Origin of the sequence: Leifsonia sp. NPDC080035, assembly GCF_040050925.1 — a bacterium.
Classification (GTDB): Bacteria; Actinomycetota; Actinomycetes; order Actinomycetales; family Microbacteriaceae; genus Leifsonia.
Window position 1 is genome coordinate 3,562,603 of the sequence record NZ_CP157390.1, and the last position, 14,546, is coordinate 3,577,148.

15 protein-coding genes are annotated in these 14,546 nt (G+C 69.5%); 7 read left to right on the plus strand and 8 right to left on the minus strand.

Going from position 1 to position 14,546, the window contains the following annotated elements; all coding sequences use genetic code 11:
• Window position 1: 1 nt before the first annotated feature.
• Both cydB and AAME72_RS17330 read right to left on the minus strand, forming a co-directional pair.
• A complete protein-coding gene (gene cydB / locus AAME72_RS17325; RefSeq protein WP_348787774.1) occupies window positions 2-1,021 on the minus strand; it encodes a cytochrome d ubiquinol oxidase subunit II in 1,020 nt (339 codons plus the stop codon).
• Window positions 1,022-1,034: 13 nt separating this feature from the next.
• Entirely contained in the window at window positions 1,035-2,447 is a 1,413-nt protein-coding gene (locus AAME72_RS17330) for a cytochrome ubiquinol oxidase subunit I (RefSeq protein WP_348787775.1), read from the minus strand.
• A gap of 98 nt (window positions 2,448-2,545) precedes the next feature.
• Here AAME72_RS17330 and AAME72_RS17335 point away from each other — a divergent pair, with 98 nt between their 5' ends.
• Genes AAME72_RS17335 through AAME72_RS17350 form a run of 4 tightly spaced genes read left to right on the plus strand, consistent with a single transcriptional unit; the run spans window position 2,546 to window position 5,151 of the window.
• Window positions 2,546-2,911 carry a BlaI/MecI/CopY family transcriptional regulator gene (locus tag AAME72_RS17335; protein WP_348787776.1) on the plus strand — a complete coding sequence of 122 codons (366 nt, stop codon included), beginning with the start codon at window positions 2,546-2,548 and terminating at the stop codon, window positions 2,909-2,911.
• 5 nt (window positions 2,912-2,916) lie between these two features.
• Window positions 2,917-3,858 carry a M56 family metallopeptidase gene (locus AAME72_RS17340; protein WP_348787777.1) on the plus strand — a complete coding sequence of 314 codons (942 nt, stop codon included), beginning with the start codon at window positions 2,917-2,919 and terminating at the stop codon, window positions 3,856-3,858.
• 28 nt (window positions 3,859-3,886) lie between these two features.
• A complete protein-coding gene (locus tag AAME72_RS17345; protein WP_348787778.1) occupies window positions 3,887-4,477 on the plus strand; it encodes a helix-turn-helix domain-containing protein in 591 nt (196 codons plus the stop codon).
• On the plus strand, window positions 4,474-5,151 hold the full coding sequence (locus AAME72_RS17350) for a DedA family protein (protein WP_348787779.1): 678 nt from the start codon (window positions 4,474-4,476) through the stop codon (window positions 5,149-5,151). Before AAME72_RS17345 ends, AAME72_RS17350 begins: the two co-directional genes overlap by 4 nt.
• A gap of 7 nt (window positions 5,152-5,158) precedes the next feature.
• Here the strand turns inward: AAME72_RS17350 and AAME72_RS17355 are convergent, their stop codons facing one another.
• The 5 genes from AAME72_RS17355 to AAME72_RS17375 all read right to left on the minus strand — a co-directional run bounded on the left by AAME72_RS17355 (window position 5,159) and on the right by AAME72_RS17375 (window position 9,270).
• Entirely contained in the window at window positions 5,159-6,097 is a 939-nt protein-coding gene (locus AAME72_RS17355; RefSeq protein WP_348787780.1) for an ABC transporter substrate-binding protein, read from the minus strand.
• A gap of 54 nt (window positions 6,098-6,151) precedes the next feature.
• The gene (locus AAME72_RS17360; protein ID WP_348787781.1) at window positions 6,152-6,898 is read right to left on the minus strand and encodes an ABC transporter permease; all 747 of its coding nucleotides are present in this window, start codon (window positions 6,896-6,898) and stop codon (window positions 6,152-6,154) included.
• Entirely contained in the window at window positions 6,895-7,584 is a 690-nt protein-coding gene (locus tag AAME72_RS17365) for an ABC transporter permease subunit (protein ID WP_348787782.1), read from the minus strand. The genes AAME72_RS17360 and AAME72_RS17365 overlap by 4 nt, the downstream gene beginning before the upstream one ends.
• The gene (locus AAME72_RS17370) at window positions 7,581-8,462 is read right to left on the minus strand and encodes an ATP-binding cassette domain-containing protein (RefSeq protein ID WP_348787783.1); all 882 of its coding nucleotides are present in this window, start codon (window positions 8,460-8,462) and stop codon (window positions 7,581-7,583) included. Before AAME72_RS17370 ends, AAME72_RS17365 begins: the two co-directional genes overlap by 4 nt.
• 151 nt (window positions 8,463-8,613) lie before the next feature.
• Entirely contained in the window at window positions 8,614-9,270 is a 657-nt protein-coding gene (locus tag AAME72_RS17375; RefSeq protein ID WP_348787784.1) for a TetR family transcriptional regulator, read from the minus strand.
• A gap of 205 nt (window positions 9,271-9,475) precedes the next feature.
• On the opposite strand from AAME72_RS17375, the gene AAME72_RS17380 reads away from it, so the two are divergent.
• The 3 genes from AAME72_RS17380 to AAME72_RS17390 are packed head-to-tail and all read left to right on the plus strand — an operon-like array spanning window position 9,476 to window position 12,711.
• Window positions 9,476-10,543, plus strand: coding sequence for a phosphatase domain-containing protein (locus AAME72_RS17380; RefSeq protein WP_348787785.1), 1,068 nt, complete (start codon window positions 9,476-9,478; stop codon window positions 10,541-10,543).
• A gap of 1 nt (window position 10,544) precedes the next feature.
• Window positions 10,545-11,624 carry a winged helix DNA-binding domain-containing protein gene (locus AAME72_RS17385; RefSeq protein WP_348787786.1) on the plus strand — a complete coding sequence of 360 codons (1,080 nt, stop codon included), beginning with the start codon at window positions 10,545-10,547 and terminating at the stop codon, window positions 11,622-11,624.
• 10 nt (window positions 11,625-11,634) lie between these two features.
• Window positions 11,635-12,711 carry an FUSC family protein gene (locus AAME72_RS17390; protein WP_348787787.1) on the plus strand — a complete coding sequence of 359 codons (1,077 nt, stop codon included), beginning with the start codon at window positions 11,635-11,637 and terminating at the stop codon, window positions 12,709-12,711.
• A gap of 41 nt (window positions 12,712-12,752) precedes the next feature.
• Here the strand turns inward: AAME72_RS17390 and AAME72_RS17395 are convergent, their stop codons facing one another.
• Window positions 12,753-14,519, minus strand: a complete 1,767-nt coding sequence (locus AAME72_RS17395) for a proline--tRNA ligase (RefSeq protein ID WP_348787788.1) — start codon at window positions 14,517-14,519, stop codon at window positions 12,753-12,755.
• Window positions 14,520-14,546: the final 27 nt, after the last annotated feature.

Here is a 14,546-nt window from a genome sequence, read left to right on the forward strand (position 1 = left end):
GTCAGACGGCCGCCGGCTCCGGCGTCTCCTGGGGGATGCTCGCGCGGGTCACGCGCTTGCGGAACACCCAGTAGGTGAAGCCCTGGTACAGCAGGATCAGCGGGAGGAAGATCGCCGCCACCCACGTCATGATCGTGAGCGTGTTCTGCGAGCTGGACGCGTTGGCGATTGTGAGGCTGTTCTCCGGGTTCGGCACCGAGGGCATCACGTTCGGGAACAGCGCCGCGAACAGCGCGACCACCGCGAGCGCGATCGTCGCCGCCATGAACGCGAACGACCAGCCCTCCGCGCCCCGCAGGTTCATCAGCCAGGACACGATGAGGGCGACGGCGGCCAGGGCCGCGAGCACCAGGAACACCACCGAGAAGTGCGCGATCCCCGTCCAGAGCAGGAACGCGGCGGCGACCACGATCGTGAGGACGCCGGACCGGGTCGCGAGCCGGCGCGCCCGCTCCCGGATGTCGCCGTCGGTCTTCAGCGAGACGAACACCACGCCGTGCGTGAAGAACAGCAGGAGGGTCGTCAGACCGCCGAGGAGGGCGTAGCCGTTCAGCAAATCGAACAGCGTGCCGGTGAAGTTGTGGTCGGCGTCCAGCGCGACGCCCTGCACGATGTTCGCGAACGCGACGCCCCAGAGGAACGCGGGGACGGCGGAGCCGACCACGATCATCCCGTCGAACCACTTCTTCCAGCGGTCGCCCTTGCCCTGGTGGCGGTACTCGAACGAGACGCCGCGCAGGATGAGCGCGATCAGGATGAGCAGCAACGCCAGGTAGAACCCGCTGAACAGCGTGGCATACCACTCGGGGAACGCCGCGAAAAGAGCGGCGCCGCCCACGATGACCCACGTCTCGTTGAGGTCCCAGACCGGGCCGATGGTGTTGATGAGGACACGGCGGTCGACGTCGTCCTTGCCGAGGAACGGCAGGGACATCCCGACACCGAAGTCGAAGCCGTCGAGCACGAAGTAGCCGATGAAGAAGAAGGCGACGATGCCGAACCAGAGAACTGCGAGATCCATTGTGCGTCTCCTCCTAGTAGACCGTTGCGACCGGGACGTGCTTGCCCTCGTCGTCGAGGTGCTCCTCGACAGGGGCGGGACCCTTCTGGGCCGCACGCTTGATCAGCTTGAACTCGACGACGGCGAGGGCGCCGTACACCGCGGTGAACGCCAGCAGCGAGATCAGCACCTCCAGGCCCGTCGTGCCGGGCGAGACGCCGTCCGATGTCTTCATCAGGCTGAAGACGATCCAGGGCTGGCGACCCATCTCGGTGAAGATCCAGCCGACGATCATCGCCGCGAGCGACAACGGCATCGACCAGATCGCGACCTTCCAGACCCAGCGCTTCTGCGGCATCCGCCCCTTCCGCGTCAGCCAGAGGCCGACGACCGCGATGACCGCGTGCAGCATCCCGAGGCCGATCATCCAGCGGAACGACCAGTAGGTGACCCAGATGATCGGCGTGTAGTCGCCGGGTCCGTAGAGCTGTACGTACTGCGCCTGCAGGTCGTTGATGCCCTCGACGGTCCCGTTCAAAGTGTGCGTCGAGAGGAACGACAGCAGGTACGGGATGCGGATCGAGAAGAGCTCGTGGACGCCGTCCGGCGTGCCGAGGGTGAAGATCGAGAACGACGCGTCCGCGCCCGTCGATGTGTTGTACATCGCCTCGGCGGCGGCCATCTTCATCGGCTGGGTCTGGACCATCGCGAGACCCAGCTGGTCGCCGCTCAGCACGCTTCCCGCCGCGGCGATGACCATCGTCCACAGACCCGCCTTGAGCGCGGGACGCATGGTGTCCAGGTGCTGCGAGCGTGAGAGGTGCCAGGCGGCGACGGCGATCACGAGGCCCGCCGAGACCATGAACGCCCCGAAGATGGTGTGCGGGAAGGCGGCAAGCGCCACCTTGTTGGTGAGCACCGCCCAGATGTCGGTCAGCTCGGCGCGGCCCCGCTCGCCGTTCAGCGTGTACCCGACGGGGTTCTGCATGAACGCGTTCGCCGCGAGGATGAAGTACGCCGACAGGATGGTGCCCGCGGCGGTGATCCAGATGGTCGCGAGGTGCAGGCCGCGTGGCAGCTTGTCCCAGCCGAAGATCCACAACCCGATGAACGTCGCCTCCAGGAAGAAGGCAAGCAGGCCCTCCAGCGCGAGGGGTGCGCCGAAGATGTCGCCGACGAACCGCGAGTAGTTGGACCAGTTCATCCCGAACTGGAACTCCTGCACGATGCCGGTGACGACGCCCATGGCGAAGTTGATCAGGAAGATCTTGCCGAAGAAGTGGGTCAGCTGCAGGTAGTGCACCTTTCCCGTTCGGTACCAGGCCGTCTGGAACAGCGCGACGATCGTCACCGTGCCGATCGTGATGGGCACGAACAGGAAGTGATAGATCGTGGTGAGACCGAATTGCCACCGCGCCAGCAGCAGCGGATCCAGGATTTCGTTCACGGATGCGAACCCTCTCGGTCGCCGTTCTACACCGTGTAGAACTTCCGACTTCTACAGAGTGTAGAACATTCTCAGCCTTGGCGCGTTACTCTTGATCCGTGGCGAATCTCGGAGACCTGGAAAAGGCGGTCATGGACGTCCTCTGGACGGGCGACGCCCCGATCACCGCCAACGAACTACGCGACAAGCTAGCGGTGCTGCGCAAGGGAGACAAGGCCCCGGCGCTGACCACCGTGCTCACCGTGCTGTCCCGCCTCGAGCACAAGGGCCTCGTCGAGCGCGACCGGGAGGCGCGGCCGCACCTCTACACCGCGAGCCTCAGCCGGGCGAACCACGTCGCCGAGCTCATGCGCGAGGTCCTCGCCTCCTCCACCGACCGCACAGAGGCCCTCGCCTACTTCGTGGGCTCGGTCGACGAGTCCGAGGCGCAGATGCTCCGCCGCCTGCTCGACGCCCGCAACTGACCTCCATGCCGGTCGACACGACCGCGCTCGTCCTCGGCGCGCTCGCCCTGGCACTGGCGTGGCCGGTGCCGCTGCTGCTCGCGCGCGCGAAGTGGCCGTCGGCGGCGCCCGTCCTCGCCCTCGGGCTGTGGCAGTCGATCGCCCTCGCCGGTGGCATCTCGATGATCGGCTCCCTGCTGCTCGCCGGCCTGCAGCCGTTCGGCGACGACCTCTGGAGCCGGATCGGCGGAGCGGCCTCCCATCTCTTCACGGGCCCGCTGCCTGCCGGCGTGACGCTGCTGCACACGTTCGCCCTGAGCGCCGCCGTGCTGCTGACCGCCCACCTCGTCCTGAACCTCGCCCTCACCTCCGTGCGCAGCAGACGACAACGCCACCGGCACATGGAACTGCTCAGCCTGCTCAGCTCGCCCCTGCCCGACGCGCCGAGCACGCGCGTCATCGACCACCCCGCGCCCGCCGCGTACTGCCTGCCCGGCGCGCGCAGCGTCACGGTGCTGTCGGAGGGGATGATCGCCCTGCTCAGCCCCGAGCAGCTGGACGCGGTGGTCGCCCACGAGCGCGCCCACCTGCGGCAGAAGCACCACCTGCTCCTCGACGCCTTCCGTTCATGGAAGCGCGCGCTGCCCTGGTTCCCGATCGCCACGCGTGCGCAGGACGCCGTCGCCCTGCTCGTGGAGATGCTGGCCGACGACACGGCCCGCCGCAGCTCCGGCGATGCGGTGCTGGCCGAGGCCATTCGCATCGTCGACGAGACCGGCAGCGCCGGCACCGCGCTCGGCGCACCCAAGGACCGGCGCACCCCCGAGCAGCGGCGGGCGGCGCTGGTCGCGCGCGAGGATCGGCTGACCACCGGGCACCGCACCGTCGGGCCCGCGCTGCGCGCCCTCGTCGTCACGGTCGGCGTGCTGCTCGTGGTCGTGCCGCCGGTGCTCGTCCTCACCAGTTGACCAGCGGGCGCCCAGTAGCCTGGTGGGTATGACGGCCAGGAGAGGGTACGCCAAGGGGATCGCGAAGCGCGAGGAGATCCTCGCGCGCGCGCTCGAGGTGTTCGCGGAGAAGGGTTACCGCAAGGCGTCGCTGCGCGAGATCGCCGAGTCGGTCGGGCTGAGCCAGGCGGGGCTGCTGCACCACTTCTCCTCCAAGGAGGAGCTCTTCGCCGAGGTGCTGCGCAAGCGCGACGAGGTCGACTCGCGCAGCACCGGCTTCGACATCGACGGCACGGACGCCTTCGACGGCCTGGTGGGCATCGTGCGGCACAACGCCGAGGTGCCGGGCCTGGTCCAGCTCTACGCGACGATCTCCGCCGAGGCCGCGGACCCCGACCACCCCGGTCACGCCTACTTCGTCGACCGCTACGCGACGATCGTCGCCGGCCTCGAGCAGCACATCCGCGCCGAGCAGCAGGCGGGGCGCGTCCGGTCCGACGCCGATCCGCGCTCGCTCGCCCGGCTGGCGGTCGCCGTCGCCGACGGGATGCAGGTGCAGTGGATGCTCGACGAGACCGCCGACATGGCGACGGCTCTGGACGCGTTCCGTTCGCTGATCCGGACGGCCGGCCCCGCGTGAACGACGCGCTCACCTGGATCCTCGACCTCGTCCAGTCGGTGGACCCGGTGCTGCGGACCCTGCTCGCCGGTCTCGGCATCCTGCTGGAGACCTCGGTGCTGATCGGCCTCATCGTGCCGGGCGACACCGTCGTGCTGGTCGCGAGCACCGCCGTGGGCGGGCCGGTCGAGTACATCGCGCTCGTCGTCGCCGTCGTCGCCGGCGCCCTGTGCGGCGAGTCGATCGGGTTCGGCCTCGGCCGCTGGTTCGGCCCGCGCATCCGCCGCAGCCGCCTCGGCCGCAGGCTCGGTCAGCGGAACTTCGATCGCGCCGAGGCCTACCTCGCACGCCGTGGCGGCATCGCGGTGTTCCTCTCGCGCTTCCTGCCGGTGCTGCACTCCCTCATCCCATTGACGGTGGGGATGAGCCCGATGCGCTACCGCACGTTCATGGCGTGGACGGCGCCGGCCTGCGTGCTCTGGGCGCTCGCCTACGTCACGGTAGGCTCGCTCACCGCCGGCGGCTACCGTGAGCTCTCCCAGGAGCTGCACTGGGCCGGCTACGTCTTCGTGGCGATCATCGCCGCGTTCGTGCTCGTCGTCTTCCTGGTCAAGAAGATCCTCGGCAAGCGGGAGGCCGCACACATGGAAGCGGCGGCCCGGGAACCCGAGCCGCCGCTTGCCGACGTGGAGTGATCCGCGCCTACTTGATGGGGTGATCCTTCAGCCACTCCTTGGCGATCACGTCGGGCTGGGTCTTGCTCGAGCCCTGGTTCTCGCCGTTCATGGTGATGAGGTCGTCGGTGGTGAGCTCGGCCGAGACCTTGTTCAGCACCTCCTTGACCTTCGCGGACGCCTTGGAGCTGTTGATCAGCGGCAGGATGTTCTGCGCGGCGATCAGGTTCTTCGGGTCCTTGAGGACGACGAACCCGTTGTCCTTGATGGCCGGGGTGGTCGTGTAGATGTCCGCCAGCTGCACGTCGCCGTTCTTCAGCGCCGCCACGGTGAGCGGGCCGCCGGAGTCGCTGATCGGCTTGAGCGTCGCGGTGACGCCGTAGGCCGACTTCAGCCCCGGGATGCCGTACGGACGCGTCCCGAACTCGGGGTTCGCGCCGACCGTGAGCGGGACCTTCACGTTCTTGAGGTCCTCCAGGCTGGTCACGTTGTACTTGTCCGAGAACTCCTTGGTGACGTTGTAGGAGTCCGCGTCCTGGGCCTTGGACTGGTCGAGCACCTCGAAGCCCTTCGGCAGGGCGTCGTTGAGCGCGGCGTAGACGTCGTCGCTGGAGGAGGCGGTGTTGTTCTTGTCGTAGAACTGCAGCAGGTTGCCCGAGTACTCCGGGATCAGGTCGATCGAGCCGTCCTGGAGCGCCTTCAGGTAGACATCGCGCTGGCCGATGCTCGGCTTGTAGTTGACGGTCACGCCGTTGGCGGCCAGGGCCTGGCCGTAGATCTGCATGAGGATCTCGGACTCGCCGAAGGCGGCGGAGCCGATCGTGACGCTGCTGCTGCCGCCGCCGGACGCGGAGGTCGGGCTGTCGGAGTTGAACGCGCCTCCGCCCGACGAGCACGCGCTGAGGGCGAGCAGGGCCCCCGCCGCGAGCACGCCGGCCGCGAGCCGGCTCTTGGTGGATGCGAACATGTGATTCTCTCTCTTTCGACTGTGCGATGGGATCGGTGCAGGTTCGTAAGGGGATCAGGGAACGGATTGCCGCCCGGGGACGGTGATGCCGAAGGCGCGCCACGGGTCCTTGGTCTTGCCCTCGCCGGACACGCGCCCGGCGACGACGCCGCGTGGCACGACGAGCTTCTGGGTGAGGGCGAACACGCCGTCGACGACGAGGGCGAGCACGACCACGATGATGGAGCCGCCGAGCATCTCGGGGTAGTTCTGGACCGCGAGCCCGTCGAAGAGGAAGCGGCCGAGGCCACCGACCGGGAGGATCGCCGCGACCGTCCAGGTCGCGATCACCTGGAGTGCGCCGGAGCGCAGACCCCCGATGACGAGCGGGAGAGACAGCGGCAGCTCCACCTTGGTGAAGATCTGCCACTCGGTCATCCCCACCGCGCGGGCCGCGTCGATGGTCCGGCGGTCGACGGATTCGAGCCCGGAGTATGCACCCGCCAGCAGCGGAGGGATGGCGAGGATGGTCAGCGCGATCAGCGGAGGGACGATGGTGATGTTCGACGTGATGAGCGCCAGATACACGACGAGTCCCAGCGTCGGCACGGCCCGCAGCGCGCCGGAGACGCCGACGGCGAGGCCGCGGAGGCGTCCGGTGTGCCCGATCGCGAAGCCGACCGGCAACGCGATCGCTCCGGCCAGCAGCAGCGTGAGCAGCGAGTACACGATGTGCTCGCCCGTGCGTGCAGGGATGCCGCTCGGACCGGCCCAGTTCACCGGGTCGAACAGCCAGCCGAACGCGGCCACGAAATCGGTCATGCGCCCGTCACCGCCTTCATCGCCGCGTTCCTGCCGAGGCGGCCGCTGCGCTCGTCGAGCCGCGACCACGGCAGCAGCAGCCGGCCGAGCAGCACGAGCACGAGGTCGAACACGAGCGCGACGATCATGATCATGACGATGCCGACCAGCACCTCCTCCGGGTAGGACCGGTTGATGCCGTCCGTGAACAGCTGGCCGAGGTTCGGGACGCCGAGCAGCGCGCCGACGCTCACCAGGCTCACCGTGGAGACGGAGACGACGCGCAGCCCGGCGAGCAGCACGGGCCCGGCGAGCGGCAACTCCACCGACCAGAACCGGCGCCAGCCCGAGAACCCGATCGCGTTCGCCGACTGGACGACGTCACCGGGCACGGAGGCGAGGGCGTCGGCGGTCGTGCGGACCATCAGCGCCACGGCGTAGATGCTGAGCGCGATGACGACGTTCGCGGGGTCGAGGATCTTCGTCCCGATCAGCGCGGGCATCGCGAAGAACAGCGGCAGCGACGGGATCGCGTAGAGGATGCCGCCCAGCGTCAGCAGCACGGGGCGACTGAGCCGGTACCGGTTCGCCACCCACCCGATCGGCAACGACACCACGAACCCGAGGACGATCGGGATGGCGCTCAACCACACGTGGGAGACCGTGAGATTCCAGACCTGGCCGAGGTTCGACCACAAGAAGCTCACGTCGGGTCCTCACCCTGCGCCGCAGCACCCACGACCGGGACGGTCGTGGCCTTTGCTTCGGATCCGCCGGCGCTGAGCACGCCGGCGGTTCGCCCGTCGCTGTCGACGAGCACCGACCCCGTCGGGGTCTGCTCGATGTGCAGCGCGCGCTTGCCGCGGTCCGCGCCGACGAACGTCGCGACGAAGTCGTCGGCGGGCGCGGCCAGGATCTCGGCGGGCGTGCCCTTCTGGGCGACGATCCCGCCCTTCCGGAAGATCACCACCTGGTCGCCGAGCCGGAACGCCTCGTCGATGTCGTGCGTGACGAACACCACGGTCTTGTCGAGCTCGCGCTGGAGGCGCAGCAGCTCGTTCTGCAGATCGTCGCGGACGATCGGGTCGACGGCGCCGAACGGCTCGTCCATCAGCAGGATGTTCGGGTCGACCGCGAGCCCGCGGGCGACGCCGACGCGCTGCTGCTGGCCGCCGGACAGCTGTGCGGGGTATCTGTCCGCAAGCGAGCGCTCGAGCCCGACGGTGTCCATCAGCTCGAGGGCTTTGTTCCTGGCGCTCTTGCGCTTCTCACCGCGCAGCAGCGGGACGGTGGCGATGTTGTCGACGACCTTGCGGTGCGGAAGAAGCCCGGAGTTCTGCATCACGTAGCCGATGCTCCGACGCAGGTGGACCGGTTTCAGCGACTGCACGTCCTCCCCGTCGATCTCGACCGTGCCGCTCGTGGGGTCGACCATGCGGTTGATCATGCGCAGGATGGTCGTCTTGCCGCTGCCGGAGGAGCCCACCAGCACGGTGATCTTGCGGGACGGGATGACGAGCGAGAAGTCGTCGACCGCAACGGTCCCGTCAGGGAACCGCTTCGTCACCGAGCGGAACTCGATCATCGGGTCTCAACTCTCCGTCGCGGATAATTCGGGGACATCCCCTCCACCCAAACAGCGTTCGGCCGAATATTCAACGCATTGAGTCGAATTGTGGCGGGTCGTGCCATGTCGACAACCTGCCACCGGCCACCGACATTCCCGCTCACGGCGATCAGTTCTCGGCGTCGTAGCGCCTCTCCAGATACTCACGCGCGACCGTGCGGGCCTCGGCGATGTAGCGCTCGTCACCCGCGGGGTCGACGACGAACGCCCGGTTGATCAGGGCATCCATCATCTCCACGACCACCTCGAGCCGGAAGGCGAGGTCGTCGCCCGCGGGAAGGCCGTACTCGTCGGCCAGGATCTCGGCGAACTGCGTCGCGAACGAGACGTCCCGTGACACCTCCTCCTCGGCGCTTCCGGCGCGCTCGGCGTCGGTGAACCGGATGATGCGGAACCCCGGCTCGTCACGGAACATCCCGACGAACGCGTCGATCGCGCACTCGACGGCGTTCCACCAGTGCGCGGGGCTCTGTGCGTGGATGGCGGCGACCACCGAGTGCCGGTAGCGGAGCACCGCGCGGTCGCGGAGGCCCTGCAGCAGGACGATGCGGTCGGGGAAGTAGCGGTACACCGTCCCGATCGACGCACCGGCGCGTTCGGCGACCATCGCGGTCGTCAGCCGGTCGAAGCCGATCTCGTCGACCACCTCGGCCGCCGCGTCCAGCAGGGCGTCGATCCTCGCCGCGCTGCGCTCCTGGATCGGCTCGGTGCGCACGAGCGGCGCTCCGATGGTGTTCTGACCGGCGACTAGGTCGTTGATGGGCACGAGGGTGACTCCTTCTTTCTGTCGTCCACGATACGTCTTACGGGCCCCCCAGCCCGGCGACGGCGGTGTCGTCGCACACAACGGATCATATTCGGGGAAACCTCACCTTTGCTCGGGAAAAACCTGCGACGCGCCGCAGAATGCGCCCCCAGATCTGGGGGACGCGCAGAGGCGATCCTGCACGGCATGAGAAACTGGTACCTCTATGACCGCTACCCCAGCCAAGCGCGCCGCGAGCGTCGAGCCGATCATGCACCGCGCCGCCCGCATCGAGGATGCGTTCCACGAGTTCCGCGCGCGCCGCGCCCGCAAGCGCGGTTTCCTCGCGACCGTGGTGCCGTACACGGGCTACGGTTCGCCCACCTGGGTGCGGATCCTCGGCCGCGTCCTCCTCGTCAGGGAGCCGAAGCCGGGCAGCAGGGCCGAGCGCAAGCACCGCAGGCGCGAGGAGTCGATCAGGGGATGGCGCTCCTTCATCTCCGTGCCCGTGGCCGACGCCCCCGTCACCATCGAGATCGAAGGCGTGACCCACGAGGTCATGCCCGATCGCGGCGGCGTCATCGACACCGTCGTCCCCGTGCAGCTCGCTCCCGGCTGGCACACCGTCCGGCTCTCCACCCCGGAGTCGACGCGCGTCTTCGAGGCGCCCGTCTACGTCGTCGACCCGAAGGCGACCTTCGGCATCGTCTCCGACGTGGACGACACCGTGATGGTCACCGCACTCCCCCGCCCCCTGCTTGCCGCCTGGAACACCTTCGTGCTCGACGAGCACGCCCGCGTCCCGACGCCCGGCATGGCGGTGCTGCTCGAGCGGCTTTCGGCCGCGCATCCCGGCGCCCCGGTGATCTACCTCTCGACCGGTGCCTGGAACGTCGCGCCGACGCTCACGCGCTTCCTCTCCCGCAACCTCTTCCCCGCCGGCCCGCTGCTGCTCACCGACTGGGGGCCCACGCACGACCGGCTGTTCCGGAGCGGCAGGGAGCACAAGCAGACCAGTCTCGCCCGGCTCGCCGAGGAGTTCCCCGGACTGAAGTGGCTGCTGATCGGCGACGACGGCCAGCACGACGAGCAGCTCTACGGCGAGTTCTCCACCGCGCATCCGGACAATGTCGCCGCCGTCGCCATCCGCCAGCTCTCCAGCGGGGAGGCGGTGCTCGCCGGTGGCCGGTCGAAGGCCGAGAAGCACAGCGAGATCTCCGGCGCGCCCTGGGTCTACGCGCCCGACGGCGCCGGCCTGAGCGAGCAGCTCACCGAGCTCGGGCTGCTCCCCTGAGATGACCGCCTCCCGCACCGACGTGCTCAGGATGCGCCGACTGGCGCAGGCGATCGACGGCGATCGCGAGCACTCCCCCGCCGACGTCGTCCGCAGGATGCTCGCCGTGCAGGCGCAGGATTTCGGCGCCGCGTGCTGGGCGCTGGGCCTCCGCACGACGGACGCGACGCGCTCCGACGTCCTCGCCGACCTGGACGCCGGCCGGATCGTCCGCTCCTGGCCGATGCGCGGCACGCTGCACTTCGTCCCTACCGAGGATCTGCGCTGGATGCTGTCGGTCACGACGGAGCGGATGGTCGCCGGTCTCGCGCGACGCCACGCCGAGCTGGAGCTGGCCGATCACGATTTCGGCCGCGCACGCGACCTCCTGGTCGCCGAGCTCGAAGGCGGTCGAAGCATCGGCCGGGCCGACCTGATGGCCCTCTGGGAGGGCAACGGGATCGCCACGGCGGGCCAGCGCGGCTACCACCTCATCTACTACCTCGCGCAGACCGGCGTGGTCTGCTGGGGGCCGACGCATCGCACCCAGCAGGCGCTCGTGCTGCTCGACGAGTGGGCGCCGCAGGGCAGGTCGCTCGAGGAGGACGAGGCGCACGCCGAGTTCCTGCTGCGCTACCTCACCGGTCACGGCCCTGCCACGCTCAAGGACTTCGTCTGGTGGACCAAGGGGACGGTCGCGGGTGCCAAGCGCGGCCTCGCGGTGCTCGGCGACGCCGTGACCACGCTGGAGGTGGAGGGGACGAGCTACCTGGTGACGGCCGAGCTGGCCGACCGGGCGGCCGCCCATCCCGAGCGCCGGTCCGAGCGCGACGCCGTGCACCTCCTCCCGGGCTTCGACGAGTACCTCCTCGGCTTCCAGGACCGCTCGCCGATCCTCGAGGACGAGCACGCCGCGGCGATCGTCCCGGGCGGCAACGGCGTCTTCCAGCCGATCATCGTCGCGCGCGGGCGGATCGTCGGAACCTGGCGGACAGGAGGCGCGAAGGGCGAGCCCGAGGCGCGTCCGTTCGGCGAGCTCGGCGCCGGGCAGCGGGCCGCACTCGCCAGGAGCGCTCGGGCCTACCGCCGCTTCGCCGACTAACCTGGAGGACGTGGCTCCCAAGTTCCCGGTCAAGATCCCCCTGCCGGCGAACATCCGGGCGACGACCAGGGTCCCCTTCCTGCAGGTGGCCAAGACCGCCGCCGCGATGATCCTGGCCTGGGTCGTCGCGGGCGTCCTCGTGCCGGGCGAGCTCCCGGTCTTCGCCACGATCGCCGCGCTCCTGGTGGTGCAGCCGAGCGTGAACCAGTCGGTCGGCCGGGCGATCGAGCGCTCGCTCGGGGTCATCGTCGGCGTGATCGTCGCCTACGTGATCGGGCTCGCGTTCGGCACGAACAGCTGGATCGTGCTCGTCGCGGTCGTCGCCTCCCTCCTGATCGCCTGGGCGCTGAAGCTCACGCCGGGCACCGCGAACCAGGTGCCGATCACCGCGATGCTGGTCCTGGCGATCGGCGCATCCAACCCGGAGTACGCGTTCGCGCGCATCATCGAGACGGTCCTCGGCGCGGTCATCGGCGTCGTCATCAACATCACCGTCGTGCCTCCGGTGCTCACCGGGCCCGCCCGCACGGCCGTCCTCGGGCTCGGCACCGAGATCGCCGCCACCCTCGACCGCCTGGCCCAGGCGCTGGTGTCGCCGCAGACCCCCGGCGAGCGGGATGCCCTGCTCATCGAGGCGCGCCTGCTCCGGCCGATGGAGAAGAAGGCGGAGGCGGCGCTCACCGCGGCCGACGAGAGCCTGACACTGAACCCGCGCCAGTCACGCCATCGCGCCGTGCTCCAGCACGACGTCGACCTGTTCGCTCGGCTGAAGCCGCTGATCACGCGGGCGCTCGGCATGACCCGCGCGTTCCACGACCACTACGACGACAGCCTGGTCGACGAGCCGACGCTCAGCGCGATCGCGGAGGAGCTGCGGCGTGCGGCCCACGACCTGCGGCTGCTGAGCCGCGATCCGGACGCGCCCGCTCACGAGCCGGGCACCGAGACGGCGGGCATCCCCGTCCTGACGGCGCCGTTGGTCGTCGCCACGCCGAACCCGCGGCACTGGGTGCTGCTGGGGTCGCTCATGGAGGACTTGCGGCGGATCCACTCGGAGATCACCGGAGACGACGACACCGGCGCCTGAGAACAGGCGCCGGTGTCGGCGGGTGCGTCGCGCCGCCGCGATCAGGCCGTGAGCTCGGCGATCGCCTCGATGAGGGGCAGCGTCCTGCGGTCGCCCGTCCGGCGGTTCCAGAGCTCCACCTCGCCGTCCGCTGCGCCGCGGCCGACGACGAGGATGCGCGGAACGCCGAGCAGTTCGGCGTCACCGAACTTGACGCCGGGAGAGACCTTCGGGCGGTCGTCGTAGAGGACATCGAGGCCGGCGGCCTCGAGGTCGAGGGCGGCGCGCTCGGCGACGTCGAACGCGACCTGGTCGCGGCCGGCGGCCACGACGTGCACGTCGAACGGCGCGACGGTCTCCGGCCAGGCGAGGCCCTTCTCGTCGTTGTTCTCCTCGGCGATGATCGCCAGGATGCGCGTGACGCCGATGCCGTACGAGCCCATGGTGACGGTGACGAGCTTGCCGTTCTCGTCGAGGACCTTCAGGCCCAGCGCCTCCGCGTACTTGCGGCCGAGCTGGAAGACGTGGCCGATCTCCATTCCGCGGGCGAGCTCGACAGGGCCGGAGCCGTCCGGCGCGGGGTCGCCCGCCTTGACCTCGGCGACCTCGACCACTCCGTCCCAGCCGAAGTCGCGCCCCGCGACCAGGCCGAAGACGTGCTTGCCGTGGACGTTGGCACCGGTGATCCAACCCGAGCCGTCGCTCACGCGGGGGTCGACGACGAACCGGATGCCGGTGGCGGCCTCCTCGCCGAGCACAGGTCCGTCGGCGGACCAGGGGCCGATGTAGCCCTTGACCAGACCGGGGTTCTTGGCGAAGTCCTCGTCGGTCGCCGCCTCGACCTCGGCGGGCGCGAACGCCACCTCGGCGCGCTTCATGTCGACCTCACGGTCGCCGGGAAGGCCGACGACGACCAGCTCGCGCGTGCCGTCCAGGTGGGTCAGGGCGAGCACAACGTTCTTCAGCGTGTCCGCGGCCGTCCACGCCCGGCCGTCCGGCCGCGGGTGCTTCTCGTTGGCCACGTCGACGAGCGTCTGGATCGTCGGGGTGTTCGGGGTGTCGAGCACCTCCTGCGGCGTCAGCTTCTCGTAGGAGCGGGCGGGAGGCGCCTCCGTGGTGAACGCCTCGACGTTCGCGGCGTAGCCGCCGGCCGAGCGCACGAAGGTGTCCTCGCCGACCGGGGTCGGGTGCAGGAACTCCTCGCTGCGGGAGCCGCCCATCGCACCGGCGTCCGCCTGGACGATGACGTACTCGAGGCCGAGCCGTGTGAAGATGCGCTCGTAGGCGTCGCGCTGCGCCTGGTAGCTCGCGTCGAGCCCGGCGTCGGTCGCGTCGAACGAGTACGCGTCCTTCATCGTGAACTCGCGGCCGCGCAGCAGCCCGGCGCGCGGCCGGGCCTCGTCGCGGTACTTGTCCTGGATCTGGTAGATCGCCAGCGGCAGGTCCTTGTACGAGGAGTACAGATCCTTCACGAGCAGCGTGAACGCCTCCTCGTGGGTGGGGGCGAGCAGGTAGTCGCCGCCCTTCCGATCCTGGAGGCGGAAGAGCAGGTCCCCGTACTCCTCCCAGCGGCCGGTGGCCTCGTAGGCCTCGCGCGGCATCAGCGCCGGGAAGTGCACCTCGTGCGCGCCGGCGGCGGCCATCTCCTCGCGGATGATCGCCTCGATCTTCGCCTTCACCCGCAACCCCAGCGGCAGCCACGCGAAGATGCCGGCTGCCTGCGGTCGGATGTAGCCGGCGCGGATCAGCAGCTTGTGGCTGGCGACCTCGGCGTCCGAGGGATCTTCACGAAGAGTACGGAGGAAATAGTTGGTCAGGCGAGTAGGCACCGTCCCATGTTATCGGTGCTGTCGCGC

Excerpts from the sequence above, each read along its gene's own strand:
- AAME72_RS17370 (WP_348787783.1), bottom strand. The coding sequence starts at position 8,462 with ATGATCGAGTTCCGCTCGGTGACGAAGCGGTTCCCTGACGGGACCGTT.
- AAME72_RS17345 (WP_348787778.1), top strand. The coding sequence starts at position 3,887 with ATGACGGCCAGGAGAGGGTACGCCAAGGGGATCGCGAAGCGCGAGGAG.
- AAME72_RS17340 (WP_348787777.1), top strand. The coding sequence starts at position 2,917 with ATGCCGGTCGACACGACCGCGCTCGTCCTCGGCGCGCTCGCCCTGGCA.
- AAME72_RS17385 (WP_348787786.1), top strand. The coding sequence starts at position 10,545 with ATGACCGCCTCCCGCACCGACGTGCTCAGGATGCGCCGACTGGCGCAG.
- AAME72_RS17380 (WP_348787785.1), top strand. The coding sequence starts at position 9,476 with ATGACCGCTACCCCAGCCAAGCGCGCCGCGAGCGTCGAGCCGATCATG.
- AAME72_RS17360 (WP_348787781.1), bottom strand. The coding sequence starts at position 6,898 with ATGACCGATTTCGTGGCCGCGTTCGGCTGGCTGTTCGACCCGGTGAAC.
- cydB (WP_348787774.1), bottom strand. The coding sequence starts at position 1,021 with ATGGATCTCGCAGTTCTCTGGTTCGGCATCGTCGCCTTCTTCTTCATC.
- AAME72_RS17355 (WP_348787780.1), bottom strand. The coding sequence starts at position 6,097 with ATGTTCGCATCCACCAAGAGCCGGCTCGCGGCCGGCGTGCTCGCGGCG.